Origin of the sequence: Planomicrobium soli (genome assembly GCF_003014655.1) — a bacterium.
Classification (GTDB): Bacteria; Bacillota; Bacilli; order Bacillales_A; family Planococcaceae; genus Planococcus; species Planococcus soli_B.
This window is the reverse complement of sequence record NZ_PYAT01000003.1, coordinates 291268-314410: the sequence shown is the minus strand read 5'-3', so window position 1 is coordinate 314410 and position 23143 is coordinate 291268. Positions and strand designations below refer to the sequence as shown.

Sequence of the window (23143 nt, the reverse complement as noted above, 5' to 3'; positions counted from 1 at the left end):
TATGGCTGAAAAGTCTGAACGCCCAAATGAAGTTGAAGCAAGCAATATTCCATTGACTATTGAAGGTCCAGAAGCAGGTATCGAAGAAGCGAAAAAACAGTTGATTGAATTAGGAAAGAAAACTGGTGAACTCAATTATGAACAGATCGCCGATAAATTAGCCGTTTTTGAAATGGAGTCCGACCAAGTAGAAGAATTCATCGACCAATTGGAAGGGCACGGAATTGAATTGGAACGCAAAACGGATGACGAGGAACATTTGGACCGTCTCATGAAGCCGACCGAAGAAAAATTCGATTTGAATGATTTGAGCGTTCCTCCAGGTGTTAAAATCAATGATCCGGTACGGATGTATTTGAAAGAAATCGGACGCGTTGACCTTTTGAAAGCAGAAGAAGAAGTCCGCTTGGCCAAATTGATCGAACAAGGCGATGAAGAAGCGAAAAAGCGCCTTGCCGAAGCAAACCTGCGCCTTGTAGTCAGCATCGCGAAACGCTATGTCGGCCGCGGCATGTTGTTTTTGGACCTTATCCAAGAAGGAAACATGGGATTGATCAAAGCTGTTGAGAAATTCGATTATTCAAAAGGATTTAAGTTCAGCACCTATGCAACTTGGTGGATTCGCCAAGCCATCACTCGGGCAATCGCAGACCAGGCGCGGACTATCCGTATTCCGGTGCATATGGTCGAAACAATCAACAAATTGATCCGTGTTCAGCGCCAATTGCTGCAAGACCTGGGCCGCGAACCTTCTCCTGAAGAAATTGGGGAAGAAATGGATTTGCAGCCGGAGAAAGTACGCGAGATTCTAAAAATTGCTCAAGAACCTGTTTCATTGGAAACGCCGATCGGGGAAGAGGACGATTCGCATTTAGGCGATTTTATCGAAGATTCGGATGCCCAGTCTCCATCAGACCATGCAGCTTACGAATTGTTGAAAGAACAATTGGAAGATGTGCTTGACACGTTGACAGACCGCGAAGAGAACGTGCTCCGCCTTCGCTTCGGACTTGATGATGGCCGCACACGCACTCTTGAAGAAGTGGGTAAAGTATTTGGGGTTACACGTGAGCGTATCCGCCAGATTGAAGCAAAAGCGCTTCGCAAATTGCGCCATCCATCCCGCAGCAAACGCTTGAAAGACTTTTTGGAATAAACCGATTGGATTTTCCGCTCCTGCATTTTTTGCAGGAGCGGTTTTTTTGTTGAATTTCTGTTAATTGTTGAGTTTGTCTGAATTTTAGCGATATAATGAAAAGTGTAAGCGTATTCACAACAAAGGGGATGTAACTTTATGAATTTTGATTTGACGCAAGAACAACAAATGATCAAAAAGACGATCAAGGAATTTGCTGATAAGGTAGTGGCTCCTGGAGCAATCGAGCGCGACCGTACCAAAGCTTTTCCGACAGAGATATTCAAGCAGCTTTCCGACATGGGGATGATGGGATTGCCGTTTGATGAAAAATACGGCGGAGCTGGAGCGGATACAACCAGTTTTGCAATCGTTACGGAAGAATTGAGCCGCGCATGCGCTTCAACCGGCATCACTTATTCTGCTCATATTTCTCTCGGGGGTGCGCCATTAAGTTTATTTGGCACTGAAGAGCAAAAGGAAAAATATTTAACACCAATCTGCACAGGCGAATCCTTTGGTGCATTCGGGTTGACCGAACCTAATGCAGGGTCCGATGCAGGCGGCACAGAAACGCGTGCAGTGGAAGATGGCGACGACTGGGTGATCAATGGCTCAAAAGTGTATATCACGAACGCCAGCTATGCAAAGCATTTGGCGATAACGGCCATTACAGGCATGAACGATGGCAAAAAAGAAATTAGTGCCATCATCGTTCCAACCGATGCCGAAGGCTTTACGATCATCGACAATTACGAGAAAATGGGACTGAATTCTTCAAATACAACAGAGCTGGTATTTGAAAATGTCCGCGTTCCAAAAGGAAATCTGCTTGGCAAGCGCGGAGAAGGCTTTAAGCAATTTATGACAACTCTGGACGGTGGACGCATCGGAATCGCTGCGATGGCTGTCGGAATTGCTCAAGCGGCATTCAACCGTGCATTAGGATACTCGAAAGAACGCAAACAGTTCGGCAAGACATTATCCGAATTCCAGATTACCCAGTTCAAACTAGCGGACATGGCAATGAAAATCGAATTGGCACGTAATATGGTGTACAAGGCAGCATGGCTGAAAGAACAGGGGCGGCCCTTCACTAAAGAAGCGTCGATGGCTAAGCTATATGCTTCGGAAATTTCCATGGAAGTCGCCGATGAAGCGATTCAAATTCACGGAGGCTATGGTTATATGAAAGAGTATGAAGTAGAGCGCTATATGCGCGATGCCAAGTTGCTGGAAATCGGGGAAGGAACTTCCGAAGTGCAGCGAATGGTCATTGCACGGCAAATCGGCTGTTAAATTACTGAATTTGTCACAAAGCGGTGAAAGTTGCCCTTTTACACTTTGCGTTTTGCCAATAATACAGTACAATAATGATTGATACGAATACTATCATATGCAGAACTTAGCAGAGGAGGGTAACGGATGCAAAAAAATGCAATTGTACCTTATATCTTAATCATGGCATTTGGTATTGGCCTGATTTTCTTCTTATCATTAGAAGGAGTTAACAACAAAGAAGAGATTGCCAGCCAAGGCGAAGAACAACATGCAGGAGAAGAAGGCGGCAGCGCTGCTCCAGAAGGCGACGGCGGAAGCCCGGAGTCAACTGAATTCGATCCTGAAGCACAAGCTCAACAAAGCTGCGTTTCTTGTCACGGTTCAAGCTATGAAGGCGGAGTAGGTCCTTCATTAGTAGGAACAGAACTTGACCAAGCGGCGATTGAAGACATACTTGCAAATGGTAAAGGCGCAATGCCAGGCGGACTTGTTGAAGGCGAAAACATTCCAGCAATGGCTGAGTGGGTCTTGTCACTCGAATAGTATCAAAAAACCCTTAGTTCTTCCGGAGCTAGGGGTTTTCTGTTGATTAGGAGGATTTACATGAATGCACAACAATTATCCGAGCGGCTTATGCGGGTAGCAGCCCATGTGCCGGCAGATTCTATCGTGGCAGATATCGGCAGCGACCACGCCTATTTGCCTTGCTACTTGGTGTTGACAGGCAAGGCGCGCCGTGCGGTTGCAGGAGAAGTAGTAAAAGGACCATACGAATCTGCCCGGAAACAAGTTCGGCAGGAACAGTTGGAAAGCCAAATCAAAGTTAGGCTGGCTAGCGGCTTGGACGCGGTGGAACAAGCGGATGGGATTACGGCAGTGACGATCGCTGGCATGGGCGGTCCATTGATTCGCTCGATTCTTGATGCAGGTGCCGAGCGCTTAGTTGGCGTAGAACGGCTGATCTTACAACCCAATGTCCACGCCAAAGCGATCCGTGAATGGGCACAAGAAAATGGTTGGGCAATTGCGGAAGAGGAAATTTTAAAAGAAAATGATAAAATTTATGAAATCCTTGTTCTGGAACCCGCCACACACCCGATTTCCTTTTCGCCAAGAGAACTCTTAATGGGACCAAACTTAATCGAAGAATTTTCTTCTGTCTTTCAGGAAAAATGGCAGCGAGAATGCAGCCAGTGGAAAAAAATTGTAGAAGCGATAGACAATGCTGCCGAAACGGCTGAAACCACAGAGAAGAAGAAAGAGCTGCTCGAGAAGATCAAACTTGTAGAAGAGGTGTTGCAAGGTGAAAATACCTAATGGCCAACAAATCATTGAAGAGTTCGAAAAATGGTCTCCTAAATATTTGGCAATGGAAGGCGATCCGGTCGGGTTGCATGTCGGGACACTGAACAAAAAAGTCGAGCGGGTTTTGGTGACACTTGATGTTAACGAAAGAGTGGCGGACGAAGCGATTGCCAAAGGAGCAAATTTGATCATCGCTCATCATCCACCGATTTATCGTCCGATAAAATCACTGCAGACTGATTTTCCGCAAGGGCGCTTGATGGAAAAATTGATCAAGCACGACATCGCGGTTTATGCTGCCCATACCAACCTAGACGTAGCATCAGGTGGCGTCAATGATTTATTGGCCGATGCATTGGGATTGAAGGATTCGAAAGTCTTGGTGCCGACTTATGAAGCAGAGCTTGTGAAAATCGCGGTATTCGTACCGAAAAGCCACGAAGAAGAAGTGCGCAATGCGTTGGGTAAGGCTGGCGCCGGCGCCATCGGAGATTATGAGTATTGCAGTTATACAATGCCTGGAACCGGGCGTTTCCGGCCGACCGCGGAAGCAAATCCATATATCGGAGAACCGGGCAAAATGGAAACAACAGAAGAATCGAAGATAGAAGTAGTCATACGGAAAACAGAAAAAGACCGCGCCATTAAAGCGATGATTGCGGCCCATCCATATGAGGAAGTAGCATACGATGTGTTTACACTGGAAAATAAAGAAGTTGCGATGGGACTTGGCCGGGTAGGTCTATTGGAAACTGAAGCAACTTTAACGGAATTTGCTGAGCTGGTAAAAGCACGCTTGGATGTTCCGGCCGTTCGCGTCGTCGGCCCTCTGGAAAAAAAGGTCAAGAAAGTGGCGGTACTTGGTGGTGATGGCAATAAATACGTCCAGGCCGCCAAGCGTTCTGGGGCCGATGTCTATGTCACCGGAGATTTGTATTTCCATGTTGCCCAAGATGCGGAAGCGATGGAGCTCGCTGTTGTCGATCCCGGACATCATGTTGAAAAAGTGATGGTCAAGGGTGTAGTCAACCATATGTCGAAGCGAAGCGATTGGCAATGCGAATTCATCGCCTCTGAAGTGGACACTGAACCGTTTCAGTTTAGATGAGAAAACACAGATGACAAGTTCATCTGTGTTTTTTATTGGCGCAAGAAATCAAAGCGGATTTTCCGGCATTTTGGATGTCCGGAAAGACAAGAATTGTCACCGAACTTCTTCACTGATTAGAATAGAAAAACGCGAACCTAAAAGGTTCGCGTTAGTTTCGTCATTCTCCTACTGGGTACGGTTCGATCCGGTCAGAAGGTTTCGGGTGTTTGATTTTCGGCAAGATTTTATTCAGCGGCACACTGCGCGTCAAATCATGCGTTGCGGGATCGGCTGGATCGTAATTGTCAAGGAAGGTCATCACTTCTTTGACTATCGGTGTCGGCGTAGATGCGCCGGCAGTGATCGCAACATTTTCAATGCCTTCAAGCCATTCCAACCGGAGTTCGGACAAATCGGAAATGCGGTAAGCAGGAGTTCCGGCAATATCCTGGGACACTTGTGCCAAACGGTTAGAGTTATTGCTCATCGGATCGCCGATGACAATCAACAAGTCAGCATCAACGGCTTGTTCAGCAACAGCTTCCTGACGGACTTGTGTAGCCAGGCAGATTTCCTTGTGGACGTCCGAATGCGGGAATTTCTCTTTCAGCCGTTCCATCATATGAACCACATCCCATTGGCTCATCGTCGTCTGGTTGGTAACAATGATTTTCTCGGAATCGAGTTCCAAGTTATTAACATCTTCGACCGTTTCAACCAAATGAACCATGTCCGGTGCGACACCTATTGCGCCTTCAGGTTCAGGGTGCCCGCTTTTGCCGATATAGACGATCTGATAGCCTTCCGCTGTTTTTTCGCGAATCAAATCGTGCGTGACGGTGACATCCGGGCAAGTTGCGTCAATTGACACAAGCCCTTTTCGTTTTGCAAGCTCGCGAACTTGAGGAGAGACACCATGAGCGGTGAAAATGACCGTCCCGGATTCAACTTTTTCAAGAATCTCCAAACGGTTTTTGCCGTCCAATGTGATAATGCCATCTTCTTCAAACGCGTCCGTTACATGCTTATTGTGGACAATCATGCCCAATATATATATGGGACGTGGCAAGGTCTCGTCCATCGCCGCATTCTTCGCAATGACCATTGCATCGACCACTCCATAGCAATAACCTCTTGGCGATATTTTTTTGACTTTCATGTACCGCACTCCTTTCAACAATCATACCTTCATTATAACGGAGACTGGCATCTATTACAAAAGATGAAATGCAAAGTGGATGTAATTCATGCTATAATGGTCAAAGCTTAAGGAGGGAGATTCATCCCATGACAAAATTTAATGACTATCCATTCAAACCGTTTCTGCAAGAAGCGGTAGCAAAACTCGGTTTTATGGAGCCGACACCGATTCAAAAAGAAATGATGCCCCATATATTGAAAGGCAACTCAGCAATCGGACAATCCCATACAGGAACAGGGAAAACCCACAGTTTCATCATTCCGATCGTCGAGCGGATTGACGTGGAAAAAAAGGAAGTACAAGCGGTAATCGCTGCTCCTACGCGTGAACTTGGCATGCAAATTTACAACGAAATCCTGAAATTGGTCGAGGGATCTGAAATTGAAGTTAAATCGTTTATCGGTGGAACAGATAAACAGCGGTCGATCAACAAATTAAAAACACAGCCACAGATCGTTATCGGAACACCAGGCCGCTTGAAAGATCTGGTTAACGAAAACGCCTTGCTTGTGCACACGGCGAAAATTCTTGTAGTCGATGAAGCTGATCTGGCTTTCGACATGGGCTTTATAGAAGAGATCGACCAAGTGGCCGCAAAAATGCAGGAGAAGTTGGAGATGTACGTGTTTTCTGCAACCATCCCTGAAAAACTGAAACCATTTTTGAAAAAATACATGGAGTCACCGATTCATGTCCATATCGGGGACAAGCGTCCGACAGCTGAAGGATTGGATTTTTATCTAGTGCCGGTCCGCAGCAAAAAGAAAGTAGAACGCCTAATAGATGTGATGGACATCATCAATCCTTATTTGGCGATTATTTTTGTTAACACACGGACCAATGCTGACTATGTTGCAACGGAATTGTCGAAAAAAGGCATCCGGGTAGGCCGCATCCATGGTGATTTGGCGCCGCGTGAACGTGTGAAAATGATGAAGCAAATTCGTGACTTGGAATACCAATACATTGTTGCGACTGACCTTGCGGCACGTGGAATCGATATTCAAGGCGTCAGCCATGTTATCAACTACGAGTTGCCGGAAGATCTTGAGTTTTTCATTCACCGGGTTGGACGTACAGCGCGTGCCGGCATGAAAGGACTTGCTATTACGTTATTCAAGCCGGAAGAAGAAGATGCAATCGTCCGCGTTGAGAAAATGGGGATTCCGTTCCAGCAAAAAGACATTGTAAAAGGTGAATTTGTCGATTTGAAAGAACGGCACAGCCGGAAAAATCGCGTAAGAACGGCAAATGCAGCAGATGAAAAAGCAAAATCAATGGTCCATAAACCGAAAGCGGTAAAACCGGGATACAAAAAGAAGATGAAGTGGAAAATGGACGAGATCAAAAAAATTGAACGCCGCAAAAATCGCAAAAAGTAAGGGGATTTTCTCATGTTACTAGGATCGCATGTTTCCATGAGCGGAAAGAAAATGCTGCTTGCAGCAAGTGAAGAAGCCGCCTCGTACGGCTCTTCGACGTTCATGATCTATACAGGTGCACCACAAAATACTCGCCGCAAACCGATCGAAGAACTGAATATGGAAGCAGGAAAGGCACATATGGCAGCGAACAACCTGTCAAACATTGTCGTCCATGCACCATATATCATTAATTTGGCCAATACCGTCAAACCGGAAACGTTTGAGCTGGCTGTTGAATTTCTGCAAAAGGAAATTGAACGAACGGCAGCGCTTGGAGCTACGCAAATAGTATTGCATCCAGGGGCACATGTCGGGGCGGGCGTAGAGGCGGGCACCAACAAGATCATTGAGGGATTGAACGAAGTGCTGACGCAGAATTATCCTGTCAATATTGCGCTTGAGACAATGGCCGGAAAAGGAACGGAAATCGGCCGGAATTTTGAAGAAATCGCGGCAATCATAAATGGGGTAACCCATAATGAACGTTTATCCGTTTGTTTCGATACATGCCATACGCATGATGCCGGTTATAACATAAAAGAAGACTTTAACGGTGTTCTGGAAGAATTTGACCGAATTGTGGGTGTTGACCGCTTGCAGGTTCTTCACATCAACGACAGCAAAAATGTCCGCGGCGCTGGAAAAGACCGCCATGAAAACATTGGTTTTGGTGAAATCGGCTTTAATGCGTTGCATGGCATTGTCCATCATCCGGACTTGATGCATGTTCCGAAAATCTTGGAAACTCCGTATGTCGGATTAGACCCGAAAAACAAAAAGCCGCCATACGCCTTCGAAATTGAAATGTTCAAATCCGGGGTGTTCACGCCTGGCATAATCGAAGAATTAAAAACTCCTCTTTAATAGAGGGGTTTTTTATATTTTGTTTCTTCAAAAGCCAAGGCAATTGCTTTGCTAGAACGTTGAAACCTGCTAACTTCTTCTAGGGAATGACGGACAAATCGGATGAGAAAACCGGTCAAAAGCGAAATAAAAGTTGCTGGGGATTTCTTTCAGGCAAAAAAACTCTTCTATATTAATAGAGAGTTTTTTAAGTGCTATCTATTTACTTTAGACGCTAACTCGCTTATACTTTTCTAATGTAAATCGTAATGATTCTTAATTAGAAAAGAGGCGGCACGATGAATGCGCCATTGATTGATATTGATAACATCAGTTTTGAATATGAACAAACAAAAGCTTTGGAAAATATTTCGTTGGCAGTGGAAGAAGGCGACTTTCTAGCGATTCTTGGACCCAATGGTTCAGGGAAATCGACGCTGCTTAAAATTATGCTGGGTCTGATCAAACCGACAAAAGGAGAAATCCGGTTGTTCGGAGTAGATGCAAAAAACTTCAAGAAACGGGAATGGATCGGCTATGTTTCCCAGAAATCCAATTCGTTCAATTCCGGTTTTCCGGCTACTGTAGAAGAAGTAGTGGCAGGAGGGCTGGTGAAAAAAACCGGCCTGTTCCGCCGTTTGCCGAAAACCGCAAAAGCGAATGTGAAAGAAGCGCTTGAGGCGGTTGGGATGGAAGCGTTCTTGGACAACCGCATGAACGAACTTTCCGGAGGGCAGCAGCAGCGGGTTTTTATTGCGCGGGCGCTTGTCGCTCAGCCTAAAGTGCTGATTTTAGATGAGCCGACTGTCGGCATTGACCACCGAAATGTCCAGTCTTTCTATAATATGTTAGCTTCTTTAAATCGCGACAAAGATATTACGCTAGTATTGGTTACGCATGACGTCGATACGGTAACAGATCGGATAACGCATGTTGCCTGCTTGAACCAGACCATCCATTTCCACGGATTTAAAAACCAGCTTCACACAATGAGCGATGAACAACGGGAAGCTTGGTATGGCCATTCTGTCCGGAAAATTCACCATATCGGAGGAAGCCACAGCCATGATTGAAGCTATTTTTTCTTATGCATTTCTACAGAACGCCTTTGCGGCCGGTCTCATTATCGGTATTATAGCGCCGCTTCTCGGTGTCTTCATCGTTGTACGGCGGCTATCGCTGATAGCAGATGCATTGAGCCATGTAACCTTGGCGGGTATTGCAGGAAGCCTGTATTTGAGCCAAAGCGTCGCAGCGTTTGCTTTGCTAAATCCCTTGTTCCTTGGAATTGCGGCCTCGGTTGCAGGTTCGGTGCTCATTGAACGGTTGAGAAGTTTGTACAAGCATTACGAAGAACTCGCCATTCCTATCATCTTATCGGCCGGCATCGGCTTTGGTGCCATTTTTATCTCACTGGCACAAGGCTTTTCCGCTGATCTGTTCGGCTATCTCTTCGGCTCCGTATCAGCTGTCAGCAGAGGAGACCTGGGCATTGTTATCGGGATTGCTGTCATCGTTCTGCTCTTTATCAGCGTGTTTTTCAAGGAGTTGTTTGTCTTATCTTTCGATGATGAATATGCAAAAGCTTCAGGGCTGCCGGCTAAATGGATCCATTTTCTATTTATGATTGTCACTGCACTCGTTATTGCAGGTTCAATGCGCATCGTCGGAATCCTTTTAGTGTCATCGCTTATGACAATACCGGTAGCTGCTGCAATGCGAATGGGCAAAAGTTTCAAAGGGACAATTCTATGGTCGGTCATCTTTGGCGAAATTTCCGTTCTTACTGGACTCATAACTGCTTTTTACTTTAACCTGGCTCCGGGCGGAACCATTGTTGTCACTTCGATTTTTCTGCTGTTGCTTGTCATTGGCTTTAAAAAAATTACAGTTTCCATGAAAAAGGGGGCCGTCGCATGAATCTGCCTAAAGCTTGGGAGATTTTGAAAGAGAACGGGTTTAAAGAAACGTCAAAACGCCAGCAAATCCTGGAGCTTTTTTCAGAAGATGACCGGTATTTAACTGCCCGCGATTTGCTTGATGTAATGCAGAAAGATTATCCAAGCATGAGTTATGATACGGTTTACCGCAATCTTGCGACTTTTGTTTCTCTTGGTATTTTAGAAGAAACCGAGTTATCTGGTGAACGCCATTTCCGTATGCAATGCGAGAGTGACCATCACCACCATCATTTTATTTGCCTTGATTGCGGAAAGATCAAAGAAGTGCCGCTTTGTCCAATGGACTTGCTTGGTGCAGCTTTGCCGGCCTACCAAATCGCCAACCACAAATTTGAAATCTACGGCAAATGCCCTGATTGCCAATAAAAAAACGAAAGCGGGATTTCTCCGCTTTCGTTTTTCCAATTTGATACAGATCCGTAAATGAAATTCAAAAGAAAGCCACTGCAGATCTGCAGTGGCTTTTCTTATACACCTACGTTAGAAAACTCTCTTTTCACGAACTCGTCAGCTTCGAGCCAATTGTAAACGCGAATCACGTTTTTTGGAATCGGCTGGCGATTATAAGGAGTATCGAACAGCAAAACAGGGATGTCGAGTTCTTCTGAAATTTCCACAGCGTTATCGTGCTTGTCTTCAAAAAATAAATCGACTTTGTGATTTTTAGCAGCTTGGATCTTTTTATGCGTACCGATCAATTCGATATGATCATAGGCGATCGCATGTTCCGCGAACCAATCAAACGTCACGTCCCGCACTTGAGGGCCGCGTGCTGAGATATAATACAGTTCATAGCGGTTTTTCCAGTCATTCAAAATTCTTTTGGCGTTTTCGGAAACAGGTGAAGCAGCATAGATTTTTGGCTCTGCTCCGCGGAACCAATTGTAAAACTCATTCGGCTCCAAATGGGGAAGAGCTGCCGTCAAATCGTATTCTTTGATATCATCCAAAGTCAATTGGCTGTTGAACGCTTCATTGATATGCGGAATAAGGGACGTCGGACATGTCACGGTTCCGTCGATATCGATGCCAAAACGGTATTTCATAGTTTCACAACCTTATACTTGTTGTTCAAGCGCTTCTTTTTCAGCTTTTTCAGCTGCTTGTTTTTCAAAATATTCTTTGGCGATTTTATCGATTTCCACTTTCAATTCTTCAACCATAGTTTCTTCAGGCACTTTACGCACTGTCTTGCCATGCATGAACAGAAGACCTTCTCCGCGTGCGCCAGCGATGCCGATATCAGCTTCACGTGCTTCACCAGGACCGTTCACTGCGCACCCAAGCACTGCCACCTTGATTGGTGCTTTGATATGAGAAATGTATTCTTCCACTTCATTGGCAATGGAAATCAGATCGATTTCAATGCGTCCGCAAGTTGGGCAAGAAATCAAAGTTGCTGCATTAGAGGATAGACCGAACACTTTCAATAATTCGCGTGCAACTTTTACTTCTTCAACAGGATCTGCGCTCAACGAAATGCGGAGTGTGTTACCGATGCCTTTTGCCAGCAAGGCGCCAATGCCTGCTGAACTCTTTATCGTTCCTGAGTAAAGCGTACCGGATTCCGTAATCCCCAAGTGAAGGGGATAGTCGAATGCTTTAGAAGCTTTTTCATAAGCTTCGATCGCCAAGCCGACATCCGATGCTTTCATGGAAACGATAATATCATGGAAATCCAAGTCTTCTAAAATCTTAATATGGTGCAACGCACTTTCGACCATGCCGTCTGCAGTAGGATAACCGTACTTTTCCAGAATCTTGCGTTCCAGCGAACCGGCATTAACGCCGATGCGGATCGGGATGCCTTTTGCCTTCGCAGCATTGACGACAGCTTCCACTTTTTCGCGGCGTCCGATATTGCCGGGATTGATGCGGATTTTGTCTGCGCCTTGTTCAATTGCGATTAATGCTAATTTGTAATCGAAATGAATATCAACAACAAGAGGGATATTGATGCGCTTTTTGATTTCGCCGATTGAATAAGCTGCTCGCTCATCCGGGCATGCCACACGGACAATCTGGCAACCTGCTTCTTCCAAACGGAGGATCTCAGCTACAGTCGCTTCCACATCATGGGTTTTTGTTGTTGCCATACTTTGAATGAATAATTCATTGCTGCCACCGATTGTCAGATCTCCAACTTTAACGGGGCGTGTTTTTGTACGGTGAAGTACTTCACTCATTAAATTTCTCTCCTTTTGGGGGAATGGCCAAAATCGCCAGTTCCACGTTTCTTCAACTTGCTTTTGCCTCTAGTGCTTTCCAATACCTATAGCCATTTTAGCAGTCTACCGTTAGAAAAGACAAGAAAGACGATTAAGCGTTCTTCTTTTGTGCAGAAGGCATTTTTGGGTAATAGCCAATTGCCAAATACAAATACACAACCGTCAATAAACTTGCTGCTGCAGTTATCCAAAAACTTGTTGTAAAAAAACTCGCCGCAAATGATATTAAAGTCGGTAAAGTTACACTAAGCGCTGCAGTCCGCCACACATGCCGGTATTCACCTCTGCGTTTTTTGAAATTCAGTATACCGAGAGCGACGAATGCAAAAAAACTGATTTTCACAAAATGATAGATTGTAGTAGTGACAAATAAAAACACTAAAGCAAAGGGATATAACAGCCACTTGATCTCCTCTATATACTGCAGCAGCCCATCCATATTGTTTGTAACATCACCCAACCCGAATGCCAGCTCGACAAACGACACAAGCGTCATAAGCAGCACAAACAAAAAAACATACTGCAAAATTTTTCCGATAGTGAGTATGCGGACAGCGGCTTGCTTTTTCGGTTCCATTAAACTTGCTTTAAACAATTGAAATAAGTTCACAGCCATCTTCCTTTCAGTTCTTATCTTTATCGTATCATGCCAAAATGCAAATTTTGTTTTCGATTGTTAAGGTTTTGTAAATATTTAAGAAAAAGCTTCACAAAACCTTAACGGAAAATGCATAATAGGCAGGTAGGGCTAAAAATGAATTGGGAGATGATTTTTCAACATGGAAACTAACTGGCAAGAAATTCTCTTTACTTTCTTTGGAGGGCTAGGGATATTTCTTTTTTCCATTAAATATATGGGGGACGGCTTGCAGAAAGCTGCAGGCGACCGTCTTCGCGCAATTTTAGATCGTTTTACCACCAACCCGTTCATGGGTGTGCTTGTTGGTATTATAGTTACCATTTTAATTCAATCAAGCTCAGGAACAACAGTTATTGTTGTCGGTTTAGTGAGCGCCGGCTTCATGACATTGCGGCAGGCGATCGGTGTTATTATGGGAGCGAACATCGGGACTACCGTTACCGCATTTATCATCGGCTTGGATGTTGGCGAATATGCATTGCCGATCATTGCGCTAGGAACAGTACTAATCTTTTTCTTCCGCAAACATAGCATCCAAAATGTGGGGCAGGTTGTCTTTGGCTTTGGGGGACTTTTCTACGGCTTAGAGTTGATGAGCGACGGAATGAAACCTTTGCGCGAATTGCCTGCATTCATTGATATGACTGTTAACTTGAGCCATTTGCCTATTTTGGGCGTTTTTGTAGGAACAGTCTTTACTTTGATTGTACAAAGTTCGAGTGCGACTGTTGCAATTTTACAAGGCCTTTACTCGGAAGGCGTTTTGAATCTTGGAACATCGCTTCCGGTTTTATTCGGTGATAACATCGGAACAACCATTACTGCAGTTTTAGCATCACTTGGCGCTTCAATTACCGCTCGCCGTGCTGCTGCTGTCCATGTACTCTTTAATGTTTTGGGCTCGGTTGTCTTCCTTATCCTCCTGGTGCCATTCACAGCGTATATTGAGTGGATTTCAGGCCTTCTTAATTTGGAAGCGAAAATGCAGATCGCATTTGCCCATGGGTCATTCAACGTTGCGAACACTATCATCCAATTCCCATTGATCGGGGCATGGGCATACTTGGTTACCAAGTTCATTCCAGGGGAAGAACGGACGATCGAATTTGCACCAAAACATTTGGACGTCCATTTTGTTGATACCGCGCCATCTATCGCGCTTGGACAAGCAAAAGAGGAAATTATCCGGATGGGGAATTACTCGGTTCAAGGGCTTCAGGAAACTTATCAGTACTTGTTGACGAAAAGCAAGAAAAATGCTGAGACAGGCTATCAGCTGGAACAGGCGATCAATAACCTGGACCAGAAGATAACGGAATACTTGGTGTTGATTTCAGCAGAATCCATTTCATCTGCAGATTCTTCACGCCATACAGTATTGATGGAAACTGTACGTGATATCGAACGGATCGGAGATCATTTCGAGAATATTCTTGAGCTGGTTGACTACCAGGAAGAAAATAAAGTGAAATTAACACCAGAAGCCATGGCTGATTTAGAAGAAATGTTTACACTAACGATTGAAACGGTTCAAAAAGCGCTCGATGCATTGGATACGAGCGACCACGATGTTGCGAGAGAAGTAGCGCAGCAAGAAGATTTGATCGATAAGATGGAACGTAAATTCCGCAAAAAACACATTATGCGTGTTAATGAAGGGGCTTGTTCTGCTCAGGCAGGAATTGTCTTTGTCGATATCGTCAGCAACTTGGAACGAATCGGCGACCATTCTGTCAATATCGCTGAAGCCATTCTAGGAAACCGTGCATAACCCATAGTTTCATACAACAGGCTTTTAATCGCTCTCTTTCATCGCTTTACATTTGCAAAAATGTCAGGCACGATGAAAGAGAGCTTTTTTATATGGGAGGAAACTAGAATGGAAGTTATCGCTTGGGTGCTAATTGCACTGTGTTTTGTTATCGGATTTATCGGGCTTGTCTATCCGATAATTCCTGCAGCATTGTTCATATTTGGCGGATTTGTCGTCTACGGTTTGTTTTTTAACTTTGCAGATCTTCCATGGTGGTTCTGGACGATTGAGATTTTGTTTTTGGTGTTATTGTTCGGCGCGGATGCAGCTGCCAATGCTTTCGGGGTGAAGAAGTTTGGCGGTTCCAAAGCGGGGCTGTGGGGCAGCACGATCGGGTTGATTGTCGGCCCATTCATCATCCCCATCATCGGAATTTTAGTAGGACCGTTTGTAGGAGCCATCCTTGCAGAAATTTTATTTAACCGGTCGACACTCAAGCAATCCGTCAAGTCGGGAATCGGCTCTGTTGTAGGATTCGTCACGTCGGTATTTACAAAAGGCATCATTCAAGTGGTAATGGTGGCGCTTTTCTTCTGGGTAACTTGAATCGGTCAAAGGTCTGAATCGAGCGCCAAGACATGCATTTTGATTGTGCCGTTCTAAAAAGTTTGTTACGCTATGAACGTAGAACATTAGACTCAAGGAGGAATTCATTCATGGCTTACCAATTACCTGAACTACCTTATGCTTACGATGCACTGGAACCACACATTGACAAGGAAACGATGAACATTCACCACACAAAGCACCACAATACGTATGTGACGAATGTAAACGCGGCTCTTGAAGGCAACGAAGAACTTGCTTCAAAATCAGTCGAAGAATTGATCTCTGATTTAAGTTCAGTTCCTGAAGAAATCCGTACAGCTGTGCGCAACAACGGCGGCGGACACGCAAACCACTCGCTTTTCTGGCAATTGCTTTCTCCAAATGGCGGCGGCAACCCGACTGGCGCTTTGGCTGAGGCAATCGACAGCAAATTTGGCAGCTTTGATGAGTTTAAAACTCAATTTGAAAATGCAGGAAAAACACGCTTTGGTTCTGGTTGGGCTTGGCTTGTCAGCAACAACGGCGAGCTAGAAGTAACTTCCACTCAAAACCAGGACTCTCCTTTGATGGAAGGCCAAACGCCGCTTCTTGGAGTAGACGTATGGGAACACGCGTATTACTTGAAATATCAAAACAGACGCCCTGATTATCTTGCAGCATTCTGGAACGTTGTAAACTGGGAAGAAGTATCACGCCGTTTCGACGCTACAAAATAATTGTAAAAAATTGAAACTTTGCACACACTTTTTCGTCAGAAAAAGTGTGTGCTTTTTATATGCAAATGATATACTAACTAATGCACATTTTGTGAAAGGAGTGCATGAAAAATGAAGCCCCCTCAAAAAAGGCAGGCAACTCTGGCAAAGTCCAAATTAAAATCCAATACGGTCTTTCGGATGAATATCCTCTTTTTCTCTATATTTCTGCTATTTTCTATTTTGATTTTGCGGTTAGGCTATCTGCAAATTGTTAAAGGTGAAGATTTTGCGCGGGCTATCGCTCGGACAGAAGAAGTTCCGGTCAACACAAGCGTGCCGCGTGGCCGCATTTTTGATAGTGAAGGGCGCGTCCAAGTAGACAACCAGCCGGTTAACGCCATCACTTATACAGCGATGCAAACGACAAAGAGAACAGAAATGCTTGAAGTGGCAAAAGAACTTGCCAAGTTGATTGAAAAAGAAACCAATAAAGTCACGTTGCGCGATAAACAGGATTACTATATTATGCTTCATACTGAAGCCGCAACTGAAAAAGTGACTGACGAAGAACGTGCAGCTATTGAAAGTGAAGATATCACCAAAAAAGAAAAGCAGCAAAAGCTGGATGCTTTGATCCGGGAAAAAATCACAGAAAAAGAGCTGGAAAGCATTACAGAAGAGCAGCTTGAAGTGCTGGCGATTTTCCGTGAAATGACTTCTGGCTATGCTATGTCGCCGCAGATCATTAAAAATAAAGATGTAACGGCGGAAGAATTTGCGCGTGTTTCAGAACGGCTGACCGATCCGAAACTAAAAGGCGTAAATACGATTACCGATTGGAAACGGACCAAAACAAGTGATTTGGTCATTCTTGGAAGTACAACTACGCCGGAACAAGGAATACCTGCAAACAAGCTGAACTACTACTTGGCCCGCGATTATTCGCGCAATGACCGGGTAGGCACCAGTTTTCTTGAACAACAGTACGAAGAAGTGCTGCAAGGCCAAAAATCGGTGGTCAAAAACATTACAGACGGAAGAGGCCGGGTAATCGATACAATTCCGGTCGACGAAGGGCAGCCCGGCAAAGATTTGGTCTTGTCGATCGATACCGAATTGCAATCTTCGCTCGGGAATATTGTGGAAGAGCATTTAAGAGAATTGAAAGCAGGGCCGAATTCCCAGCTTGTCCGTGATGCTTATCTGGTTATGATGGACCCTAAAACGGGAGAAGTGCTTTCGATGGTCGGGAAACAGATCGGAAGAGATGAAGACGGTAAAACCGTGGTCAATGATTATTCTTTTGGTGCCATAACAGCGGCATATCCGACCGGTTCTGTAGTTAAAGGGGCAACTTTGCTGACCGGTTATGAACAAAATGCAATTGAATTGAACCAAGTAATGATTGACGAACCACTGCAATTAGCTGGGGGGGATGTAAAAAGGTCCCTCTTTAACCAAAGTTTGAACAATCGTGTTCCGTTGTCGGATACACAAGCTCTTGAAGTTTCATCTAACGTTTATATGTTTAAAATAGCGCTAGCTATTTCTGGAAACACTTATCAACATAAATGGGGGTTTTCTGTTAAAGCAGAAGACTATAACACAGTAAGAAATTCATTTGCCCAATTCGGCCTTGGTGTTCCGACAGGCGTTGATTTGCCAAATGAGGGAAGTGGCTTGAAAGGTAGATTTATTGCAGGGGAACCTGGGATATTCCTTAACTTGGTAATCGGCCAGTATGATACGTATACGCCCATGCAACTGGCTCAATATATTTCAACTATTGCCAATGACGGCTACCGGATGGAACCGCATATTGTTAAAGAGATACGGAAAGCATCAACTGACGGCAAAACACTGGGTTCTGTAGAAACAGTGATAGAACCGAAAATATTAAATCGCATCAACAATACGCAGGCGGAAATCGACCAAGTGAAAAAAGGCATGCGTATGGTATACACAGGAAACAGGGGTTCTGCCCGCTCTTATTTTGGTGATGCAGACTATACGGCTGCCGGAAAAACCGGTACGGCAGAAATAAGTTATTACGATGATTCCGAAAGCCCGTTTTACAATAAGCCTTCAATCAATACTGCCCATGTGGGCTTTGCACCATATGACGATCCGCAAATCGCATATGCGGTACTGATTCCGTATATTACAACCAACACGAAAGCAGTACCAGGGACAACCCACAAGATTGCCCGTGCTGCAGTTGATAAGTATTTTGAATTGAAAGCTAAACCAAGTGAAGAATCGCCTACAGTTATCAAGGCTCCTTATAATGAAGAAAAAGAAGCAACAGAATAAGCTTTCTAAAATCATAGAAAAACCGCAATGCGCACAAATGCATTGCGGTTTTTTATTTTCATATTTACAGTTTCTTAACATTCGCTTTATATAGGCTCAACATTCGCGGATTATAGTTGTATTTGTAAAGCAAACATAAACTTTAGGGGGAACTACTCAATGAAAAACTGGAAGTTTGTCATGGCGTCAACAATTCTTGGTTCATCTGTACTGCTTGGTGCTTGCGGCGGTAACACTGCACAGCAAGGCAGTTCGGGATCGTCTGGAGAAGGAAATTCGGAATCAGAAACTGCACAACTGGAAGGTAAAGTTTCTGGAGACGGTTCATCAACAGTTGCACCAATTATGGAAGGTATTGTTGAAGAATATGCAGGAGCGCAGCCAAACGTCCAAGTGACAGTCGGTGTTTCCGGTACAGGCGGCGGCTTTGAAAAATTCATCCAAGGCGAGACAGATTTCTCGAATGCATCACGCCCGATAAAAGAAGAAGAAGCCAAGAGCCTTGAAGATGCTGGCATTGATTATACCGAGTTCTTGTTAGCTTATGATGGTTTATCTGTAGTAGTAAGTAAAGAAAATGATTGGGTTGAAGACCTGACAATAGAAGATTTGAAAAAGTTATGGGTTGAAGATGGCACGACAAAAAAATGGTCTGACATCAATCCGGAATGGCCAGAAGAAAACGTAGTCTTCTATGCGCCAGGAACAGATTCAGGAACATTCGATTACTTCAATGAAGTGGTTTTGGAAGAGGAAGATTTGGTAAGCTCAGCTACTCTTTCTGAAGATGACAACGTATTGGTACAAGGGATCCAAGCAGATCCTAACGCTATCGGATTTTTCGGATATGCTTACTACCAAGCAAACCAAGATACGTTAAAAGTCGTTAAAATCAACGGAGTTGAACCGACGAACGAAACGATCGAGTCTGGCGAATACAGCCCACTATCGCGTCCATTGTTCACTTATGCAAACAATAAAGCAGCTACTGAAGAAGAGCAAGTTTACAACTTCCTTGAATATACATTAGAAAATGCTGGAGAAATGGCTGAAGCAGTCGGTTACGTAGCTCTTCCGCAAGAAGAATACGATAAAGGCAAAGCAGATTTAGAAGCGCTTAAACAATAAACAATAAACAATAAACAGTTTAGTTCAAATTGAGGGGTGAGCAGCCAGCTGTTCACCCTTTGCGGTTGAAAGGGGATTCTTTATGCGAACATCTGTGCAGGAAATGATTGCACAATCGAAAGGGAAAAAGAACAAAAGATTTATGGAAAAAATGATACCGGTCATTTTGTTCCTTATTGCATCCGTATCGGTTTTAACAACAATCGGAATAGTGATGACACTGGTCGTCGAAACCTTTACTTTTTTCACAAGAGTTTCGGTAGTTGATTTCATATTCGGTACCACATGGCTGCCATTTTCAAATAAGGAGCAGCTTTTCGGGATATTGCCGCTCATTATCGGTACGTTGAAAGTTACGCTTATCGCGGTTATTGTTGCAGTCCCGATCGGTATTGCATCAGCCATATATTTAAGTGAGTATGCCAGCGAAACAGTGCGCCGCATCGTCAAGCCGGTGTTAGAAGTGCTTGCGGGCGTTCCAACAATTGTTTACGGTTTTTTCGCTTTAACATTTGTCACTCCAATTTTGCAAAGTATTTTCCCGCAAATTAAGATTTTTAATGCCATTTCACCGGGTATTGTTGTCGGTATCATGATCATTCCGATGATAGCTTCGTTATCTGAAGATGCGATGTCATCCGTGCCCAGACAAATTCGTGAAGGTGCTCTTGCAATGGGGTCCACTAAATTCGAGGTTGCCTGGAAAATCACTGTACCGGCCGCTTTGTCCGGTATTATCGCTTCGATCGTTCTTGCAGTATCACGGGCTATCGGCGAAACAATGATCGTTTCACTCGCGGGTGGATCAACTCCGAAATTCAACGGAGATTTTACAGACTCTATCCAGACGATGACTGCCTATATTGTTCAAGTATCTAAAGGGGATGCGGGGTATGGGACAACCATCTACTACTCCATATACGCAGTCGGGTTCACCTTATTCGTCTTCACCATGCTGATGAATATTCTTGCTGGATATCTTGCAAAACGATTCAGGGAGGAATATTAAGATGCGCTATATCGAACATGAACAAGTTGTTAAACGTATGAACAGCCGATTGGTATTAAACGTTATTTTTAAAGGCATCTTTCTGGCGGCAACAACGCTTGCTATACTTGCGCTCTTAATACTCGCTTACCGGATCATCACACAAGGAGCAGGCCATTTATCGCTGGACTTCTTATCGAATTTCTCATCACGCTTTCCTGAAAAGGCCGGCATCAAAGCAGCCCTTATCGGTTCTTTATGGCTAATGGCGGTTGTAGCTCCAACATCGATTATCCTGGGCGTTGGTTCTGCAATTTACTTGGAAGAATACGCAAAGAAAAATAAAATTACGGCATTTATCCGAATCAACATCGCAAACTTAGCGGGCGTACCATCCATCGTTTTCGGTTTGCTCGGCCTGACGATTTTTGTCCGGGCGCTTTCATTGGGCAACAGCATACTTGCAGCTGGATTCACGATGAGTTTGCTTATATTGCCGGTTATCATTGTGGCTTCACAAGAGGCGATCCGCGCTGTTCCGAACGAACTGCGGGAAGCGTCGCTTGGTATGGGGGCAACAAAGTGGCAGACTATCGTGAAAATCATTTTGCCGGCTGCCATCCCTGGAATATTGACAGGAAGCATTTTGGCCTTGTCCCGCGCAATTGGTGAAACAGCACCGCTTATCGTTATTGGTGTGCCTGTCATCATTCAGTTTTTGCCAGCAGGCGTATTTGATACGTTCACCGCTTTGCCTATCCAGATTTTTGACTGGGCAAGCCGGCCGCAACAGCAATTCCAAACAGTTGCTGCAGCAGGAATCATCATTCTAATGATTTTCTTGCTATTAATGAACTCTATTGCAGTCTTGATTCGAAACAAATTCCAGAAACGGTATTAATGCGTAAAAGTTGGAGGGGGTTCAACAATGACAATGACAATCAAAACAGAAAAGAAAAAATCCGATAGACCACAGGTACAGGTTCAAAAAACGCCGGTTTACCAAACGAAAGAACTGAATTTATGGTACGGCGAAAAACATGCCTTGAAAAACATCGACTTGGACATCAATGAAAATGAAGTAACAGCGATTATCGGGCCGTCAGGCTGCGGAAAATCCACCTATATCAAAACCTTGAACCGAATGGTGGAACTTGTGCCATCCGTCAAAACGTCGGGGGAAATTTTATATCGCGACCGCAATATCTTCAGTTCGGATTATCAAGTGGAAGAGCTGCGGACGCGCGTAGGCATGGTTTTCCAAAAGCCGAATCCGTTCCCGAAATCGATCTATGACAATATCGCTTACGGACCGCGCATCCACGGCATCAAAAACAAGAAGATCCTTGATGAAATAGTCGAAAAAAGCTTGCGCGGCGCTGCTATCTGGGATGAAGTGAAAGATCGGTTGAATGAGAATGCCTACAGCGTTTCAGGGGGCCAGCAGCAGCGGGTCTGCATCGCCAGAGCATTGGCGATTGAACCGGATGTTATCTTAATGGATGAACCGACCTCTGCTTTGGACCCAATCTCAACTTTGAAAGTCGAAGAACTGGTCCAGGAGTTAAAAGCAGATTACAGCATCATCATTGTAACGCACAACATGCAGCAGGCTGCACGAATTTCCGACAGAACCGCATTCTTCCTGAATGGAGAAGTGATTGAATTCGATGAAACGGATGCCATCTTCTCCAATCCATCCGATAAACGGACGGAAGATTACATTTCAGGGCGATTCGGTTAAGGAGGGAGAAAAATTATGTCAGTACGTGAAAAATTCGATTTAGAACTGAATCTAGCACAAAACCAGCTTATTGAGCTGAGCACAATGGCTATTGGAGCATTGGATAAGTCCATAGATGCACTGATCAACCACGACATCGATGCGGCACTGGAAGTGATCGAAGATGACGCCGACATTAACATGGTCGAAGAAGAGATCAACGACCGTGTTATTCTGATCATCGCCAAACAGGCTCCGGTAGCCACCGATTTGAGAAGGCTTGTCGTCCTGATCAAAATTGCATCAGATTTGGAACGGATCGGTGACTATGCTGTCAACATTGCCAAGGAAACGATCCGTATCGGAAAAGATGAATTGGTTACGCCGATAGAACTGATCAAGCAGATGCGGAACCTGGCAACGGCTATGCTGCGCCAGGTGATTGAAGCGTTCATCGAAGAAGATGTAGTCAAAGGCAAGGAAATAGCGGAGTTGGACGATCAAGTAGATGAACTCTATGGCGAAGCAATCCGCAAATTAATGTTCACTGGTTCTCAACATCCCGATAAACTGAGCCAAATCACGCAACTGGCATTTATTGCCCGTTACATGGAACGTTCTGCGGATCATGCAACGAATATTGCGGAACAATTGTTTTATTTGGTCCGAGGCAAGCATTACCATCTGAATGAATAAACATTTTTCTCGGCAATTTGAAATTGCCGAGAATTTTATTTGCCAGTAAATAAAAGTTGGGTTTTCACGGTAGACTTTGTGCTGGAATATGCTATAATAGTTAAGTCGTATAGATCAATTGCTTAAG

At 44.5% G+C, this 23143-nt stretch carries 23 protein-coding genes; 19 read left to right on the top strand and 4 right to left on the bottom strand.

Annotated features, from left to right (window positions below; all coding sequences use genetic code 11):
- Position 1 precedes the first annotated feature (1 nt).
- The 5 genes from rpoD to B0H99_RS05800 all read left to right on the top strand — a co-directional run bounded on the left by rpoD (position 2) and on the right by B0H99_RS05800 (position 4829).
- A complete protein-coding gene (rpoD, locus tag B0H99_RS05820) occupies positions 2-1156 on the top strand; it encodes an RNA polymerase sigma factor RpoD (RefSeq protein ID WP_106532698.1) in 1155 nt (384 codons plus the stop codon).
- 138 nt (positions 1157-1294) lie between these two features.
- Positions 1295-2434, top strand: a complete 1140-nt coding sequence (locus B0H99_RS05815) for an acyl-CoA dehydrogenase family protein (RefSeq protein ID WP_106532697.1) — start codon at positions 1295-1297, stop codon at positions 2432-2434.
- A 126-nt stretch (positions 2435-2560) separates the two neighbouring features.
- Positions 2561-2959 carry a cytochrome c550 gene (cccA, locus tag B0H99_RS05810; protein ID WP_106532696.1) on the top strand — a complete coding sequence of 133 codons (399 nt, stop codon included), beginning with the start codon at positions 2561-2563 and terminating at the stop codon, positions 2957-2959.
- Positions 2960-3019: 60 nt separating this feature from the next.
- The gene (locus B0H99_RS05805) at positions 3020-3733 is read left to right on the top strand and encodes a tRNA (adenine(22)-N(1))-methyltransferase (RefSeq protein WP_106532695.1); all 714 of its coding nucleotides are present in this window, start codon (positions 3020-3022) and stop codon (positions 3731-3733) included.
- Positions 3720-4829, top strand: coding sequence for a Nif3-like dinuclear metal center hexameric protein (locus tag B0H99_RS05800; protein ID WP_106532694.1), 1110 nt, complete (start codon positions 3720-3722; stop codon positions 4827-4829). The genes B0H99_RS05805 and B0H99_RS05800 overlap by 14 nt, the downstream gene beginning before the upstream one ends.
- Before the next feature lie 160 nt (positions 4830-4989).
- Here the strand turns inward: B0H99_RS05800 and B0H99_RS05795 are convergent, their stop codons facing one another.
- Complete coding sequence (locus tag B0H99_RS05795) at positions 4990-5970, bottom strand: 4-hydroxy-3-methylbut-2-enyl diphosphate reductase (RefSeq protein WP_106532693.1); 981 nt, start codon at positions 5968-5970, stop codon at positions 4990-4992.
- Positions 5971-6098: 128 nt separating this feature from the next.
- Here B0H99_RS05795 and B0H99_RS05790 point away from each other — a divergent pair, with 128 nt between their 5' ends.
- The 5 genes from B0H99_RS05790 to B0H99_RS05770 all read left to right on the top strand — a co-directional run bounded on the left by B0H99_RS05790 (position 6099) and on the right by B0H99_RS05770 (position 10606).
- Positions 6099-7394, top strand: a complete 1296-nt coding sequence (locus B0H99_RS05790; protein ID WP_106532692.1) for a DEAD/DEAH box helicase — start codon at positions 6099-6101, stop codon at positions 7392-7394.
- Positions 7395-7406: 12 nt separating this feature from the next.
- Positions 7407-8300 carry a deoxyribonuclease IV gene (locus tag B0H99_RS05785; protein WP_106532691.1) on the top strand — a complete coding sequence of 298 codons (894 nt, stop codon included), beginning with the start codon at positions 7407-7409 and terminating at the stop codon, positions 8298-8300.
- 278 nt (positions 8301-8578) lie between these two features.
- A complete protein-coding gene (locus tag B0H99_RS05780; protein ID WP_106532690.1) occupies positions 8579-9352 on the top strand; it encodes a metal ABC transporter ATP-binding protein in 774 nt (257 codons plus the stop codon).
- Entirely contained in the window at positions 9345-10199 is an 855-nt protein-coding gene (locus B0H99_RS05775) for a metal ABC transporter permease (RefSeq protein ID WP_106532689.1), read from the top strand. Before B0H99_RS05780 ends, B0H99_RS05775 begins: the two co-directional genes overlap by 8 nt.
- Positions 10196-10606: a Fur family transcriptional regulator gene (locus tag B0H99_RS05770; protein ID WP_106532688.1), complete on the top strand. Its 411-nt coding sequence runs from the start codon at positions 10196-10198 to the stop codon at positions 10604-10606. Before B0H99_RS05775 ends, B0H99_RS05770 begins: the two co-directional genes overlap by 4 nt.
- 101 nt (positions 10607-10707) lie before the next feature.
- Here the strand turns inward: B0H99_RS05770 and B0H99_RS05765 are convergent, their stop codons facing one another.
- From B0H99_RS05765 to B0H99_RS05755, 3 genes are all read right to left on the bottom strand, one after another.
- A complete protein-coding gene (locus B0H99_RS05765) occupies positions 10708-11286 on the bottom strand; it encodes a hypothetical protein (RefSeq protein ID WP_106532687.1) in 579 nt (192 codons plus the stop codon).
- 12 nt (positions 11287-11298) lie between these two features.
- Positions 11299-12426 (bottom strand): flavodoxin-dependent (E)-4-hydroxy-3-methylbut-2-enyl-diphosphate synthase, encoded by a 1128-nt coding sequence (gene ispG / locus B0H99_RS05760; protein ID WP_106532686.1) that lies wholly within the window; start codon positions 12424-12426, stop codon positions 11299-11301.
- Positions 12427-12559: 133 nt separating this feature from the next.
- The gene (locus B0H99_RS05755; protein WP_425440378.1) at positions 12560-13084 is read right to left on the bottom strand and encodes a DUF1189 family protein; all 525 of its coding nucleotides are present in this window, start codon (positions 13082-13084) and stop codon (positions 12560-12562) included.
- A 163-nt stretch (positions 13085-13247) separates the two neighbouring features.
- Here B0H99_RS05755 and B0H99_RS05750 point away from each other — a divergent pair, with 163 nt between their 5' ends.
- From B0H99_RS05750 to phoU, 9 genes are all read left to right on the top strand, one after another.
- Positions 13248-14879 (top strand): Na/Pi cotransporter family protein, encoded by a 1632-nt coding sequence (locus B0H99_RS05750; protein ID WP_106532684.1) that lies wholly within the window; start codon positions 13248-13250, stop codon positions 14877-14879.
- 108 nt (positions 14880-14987) lie between these two features.
- Entirely contained in the window at positions 14988-15467 is a 480-nt protein-coding gene (locus B0H99_RS05745) for a DUF456 domain-containing protein (protein ID WP_106532683.1), read from the top strand.
- 110 nt (positions 15468-15577) lie between these two features.
- Entirely contained in the window at positions 15578-16186 is a 609-nt protein-coding gene (locus tag B0H99_RS05740) for a superoxide dismutase (protein WP_106532682.1), read from the top strand.
- Positions 16187-16297: 111 nt separating this feature from the next.
- Positions 16298-18481, top strand: a complete 2184-nt coding sequence (locus B0H99_RS05735; RefSeq protein WP_106532681.1) for a penicillin-binding transpeptidase domain-containing protein — start codon at positions 16298-16300, stop codon at positions 18479-18481.
- 159 nt (positions 18482-18640) lie between these two features.
- A complete protein-coding gene (locus tag B0H99_RS05730) occupies positions 18641-19609 on the top strand; it encodes a PstS family phosphate ABC transporter substrate-binding protein (RefSeq protein ID WP_106532680.1) in 969 nt (322 codons plus the stop codon).
- An 82-nt stretch (positions 19610-19691) separates the two neighbouring features.
- A complete protein-coding gene (gene pstC / locus B0H99_RS05725) occupies positions 19692-20618 on the top strand; it encodes a phosphate ABC transporter permease subunit PstC (protein WP_106532679.1) in 927 nt (308 codons plus the stop codon).
- A 1-nt stretch (position 20619) separates the two neighbouring features.
- Positions 20620-21498 (top strand): phosphate ABC transporter permease PstA, encoded by an 879-nt coding sequence (pstA, locus tag B0H99_RS05720; protein ID WP_106532678.1) that lies wholly within the window; start codon positions 20620-20622, stop codon positions 21496-21498.
- A gap of 27 nt (positions 21499-21525) precedes the next feature.
- On the top strand, positions 21526-22341 hold the full coding sequence (pstB, locus tag B0H99_RS05715) for a phosphate ABC transporter ATP-binding protein PstB (RefSeq protein ID WP_106532677.1): 816 nt from the start codon (positions 21526-21528) through the stop codon (positions 22339-22341).
- A 15-nt stretch (positions 22342-22356) separates the two neighbouring features.
- Complete coding sequence (phoU, locus tag B0H99_RS05710; RefSeq protein WP_106532676.1) at positions 22357-23016, top strand: phosphate signaling complex protein PhoU; 660 nt, start codon at positions 22357-22359, stop codon at positions 23014-23016.
- Positions 23017-23143 lie beyond the last annotated feature (127 nt).